The 3,061-nt window shown below is 71.1% G+C and carries 2 protein-coding genes; both read left to right on the top strand.

Annotated features, from left to right (window positions below; genetic code table 11):
• Positions 1-168 precede the first annotated feature (168 nt).
• Complete coding sequence (locus FNX44_RS25495) at positions 169-2,331, top strand: bifunctional polysaccharide deacetylase/glycosyltransferase family 2 protein (RefSeq protein WP_143651344.1); 2,163 nt, start codon at positions 169-171, stop codon at positions 2,329-2,331.
• Positions 2,328-3,061, top strand: a 734-nt coding sequence (locus tag FNX44_RS25490; protein WP_143651343.1) for an acyltransferase family protein, incomplete at its 3' end; no start/stop codon positions are given. The genes FNX44_RS25495 and FNX44_RS25490, both read left to right, overlap by 4 nt.

Raw genomic sequence — 3,061 nt, 5'->3', positions numbered from 1 at the left:
GCCCGAGAACCCCGGCACCGAACCCGGCCCCGCCGACCCGCCGCCCGGAGGCGACGGCGACGGCGACGGCACCGCCGACGGCGGCCAGGGCGCCGGACCTCAGCTCGACGGCGGCACCGAACCGCTCAGCGGCGGCAGCGAGCCGCTCGACGGCGGTGACGCGTAGCCATGGCCCGTGCCGCCCACCGGAAGCGCCGCAGTACGCGCCTTCCGCTGAGATACCTGCTGCCCGCCCTGTTCCTCGTCGCGATCATGCTGATGCTGCTGCTGCGCGGCTACGTGCACAGCGAGTTCCTCGCCGACCACCGCGTCAACCCGCCCACGTCCAACAGCAAGGTCCCTGCCGACGTGCTGGAGGGCGGGCCCGTCGTCGACACCCGCAACGGCAAGACGGCCAGCTACCACGTACCCGAACGCACCATGGTCCTCACCTTCGACGACGGCCCCGACCCCGTCTGGACGCCGAAGGTCCTCGACGTGCTCCACCAGCACGACGCCCGGGGCGTCTTCTTCATCACCGGCACGATGGCCTCCCGCTACCCCGCGCTCGTCCGCCGCATGGTCGACGAGGGGCACGAGATCGGCCTGCACACCTTCAACCACCCCGACCTCTCCCTCCAGTCGACCTCCCGCATCGACTGGGAACTGGCCCAGAACCAGCTCGCCCTCGTCGGCGCCACCGGCGTGCGCACCTCCCTCTTCCGCCCGCCCTACTCCTCCCACGCGCACGCCCTCGACAACGACACCTGGCCCGTCACCCGCCACCTCGGCGAACGCGGCTACATCACCGTCTTCAACGACACCGACACCAAGGACTGGTCCCGCCCCGGTGCCCAGGAGATCATCCGCCGCGCCATGCCGGAGAAGTCGGGCGACGGCGCGATCGTCCTCATGCACGACTCCGGCGGCGACCGCTCCCAGACCGTCGAGGCGCTGGAGATCATGCTGCCCCGCCTCAAGGCCGAGGGTTACCGCTTCGTCAACGTCACCGAGGCGCTGGACGCCCCCAGCGCCCACACCCCCGTCGGCGGCTTCGAACTCTGGAAGGGCAAGGCGTTCGTCGGCGCCGTCAGCGTCTCCGGCAAGGCCATGGGCGTGCTCACCGTGCTGCTCGCCGTCGTCGGCTCGCTGGTACTGCTGCGCTTCGCGCTGATGCTCGTGCTGTCCTGGCTGCACGCGCGGCGCGTCCGCCGCCCCGACTTCCGCTGGGGCGACGAACCCGTCACCCGACCGGTCAGCGTCCTCGTCCCGGCGTACAACGAGGCCAAGTGCATCGTGAACACCGTGCGCTCACTCGACGCCAGCGACCACCCCATCGAGATCATCGTCATCGACGACGGCTCCACCGACGGCACCGCCGACATCGTCGAGTCGCTGCGCATGCCCAACGTGCGCGTCGTCCGCCAGGCCAACGCCGGCAAGCCCGCCGCCCTCAACAACGGCATCCGGCACGCCCGCTACGACATCGTCGTGATGATGGACGGCGACACCGTCTTCGAACCGTGCACCGTCCGCGAACTCGTCCAGCCCTTCGCGGACCCGGAGGTCGGCGCCGTCGCCGGCAACGCCAAGGTCGGAAACCGGGACAAGCTCATCGGCGCCTGGCAGCACATCGAGTACGTCATGGGCTTCAACCTCGACCGCCGCCTCTACGACGTGCTGCGCTGCATGCCGACCATCCCCGGCGCGGTCGGCGCCTTCCGCCGCGAGGCCCTGCACCGCGTCGGCGGCATGAGCGAGGACACCCTCGCCGAGGACACCGACATCACCATGGCCATGCACCGCGACGGGTGGCGCGTCGTCTACGCCGAGAACGCGCGTGCCTGGACCGAGGCCCCCGAAAGCGTCCAGCAGCTGTGGTCCCAGCGCTACCGCTGGAGCTACGGCACCATGCAGGCCATCTGGAAGCACCGCCGCGCGTTCCTCGAACGCGGCCCCTCCGGCCGCTTCGGCCGCGTCGGCCTCCCGCTGGTCTCCCTGTTCATGGTCGTCGCGCCGCTGCTCGCACCGCTCATCGACATCTTCCTGCTCTACGGCGTCATCTTCGGCCCCACCGGCAAGACCGTCGCCGCCTGGCTCGGCGTCCTCGCCGTCCAGGCGATCTGCGCCGCGTACGCCTTCCGCCTCGACCGCGAACGCATGACGCACCTGCTGTCCCTGCCGCTGCAACAGTTGCTCTACCGCCAGCTCATGTACGTCGTGCTGCTCCAGTCCTGGATCACCGCCCTCACCGGCGGCCGGCTCCGCTGGCAGAAACTCCGCCGCACCGGCGCCGTCGAGTCCGCACCCGTGACGGGCCAGCCCACCCGCGAGAGAAGCGCCGCCCGATGACCAGCCTCACCACCGGCCCGGAACCCACGCCGCCCGCCGAGGGCGGGCCGTCCACGGAACCGGCCCCCGCACGCAAGGAGGGCCGGGACCGCTACCTGGACTTCCTCCGCACCCTCGCGCTGCTCCGCGTGGTCGTCTACCACACCTTCGGCTGGGCCTGGCTGACGTTCGTCTTCCCCTCCATGGGCGTCATGTTCGCCCTCGCCGGCTCCCTCATGGCCCGTTCCCTGCGGCGCCCCGCCCTCGGCGTCATCCGCAGCCGCGTCCGCCGCCTGCTGCTGCCGCTGTGGATCTACGGCGTGGTGGTCCTGACGATCCTGTTCATGCAGGGCTGGGGGCCGGCGAAGGGGCAGGAGGGCTGGTTCTGGCTGCGCGTGCTGTGCTGGGTCGTGCCCGTCGGCAGCCCGCCCTTCCCCTGGCACATCGGGTCCGAGTCCGGCCTGCTCTCCGACACCTGGGCCGTCCAGGCCGCAGCGCCGCTGTGGTACCTGCGCGCCTACTTCTGGTTCGTGCTGCTGTCCCCGCTGATGCTGTGGCTCTTCCGACGCATGCCCTGGCAGACGCTGCTCGCCCCGCTCGCCCTCACCGCGATCTTCGGCACCGACCTCGTCGACATCCCCGGCCAGACCGGCTCCGCCGTCACCGACTTCGTCACCTTCGGCGCCTGCTGGATCCTCGGCTTCGCCCACCACGACAAGCTCCTCGACCGCCTCCCCGCCTACATCCCACC

This window comes from Streptomyces alkaliterrae (genome assembly GCF_007097205.2).
Lineage (GTDB): Bacteria > Actinomycetota > Actinomycetes > Streptomycetales > Streptomycetaceae > Streptomyces > Streptomyces alkaliterrae.
Note: the sequence above shows the minus strand (reverse complement) of the source record. Positions and strands in the feature narration are given on the sequence as shown.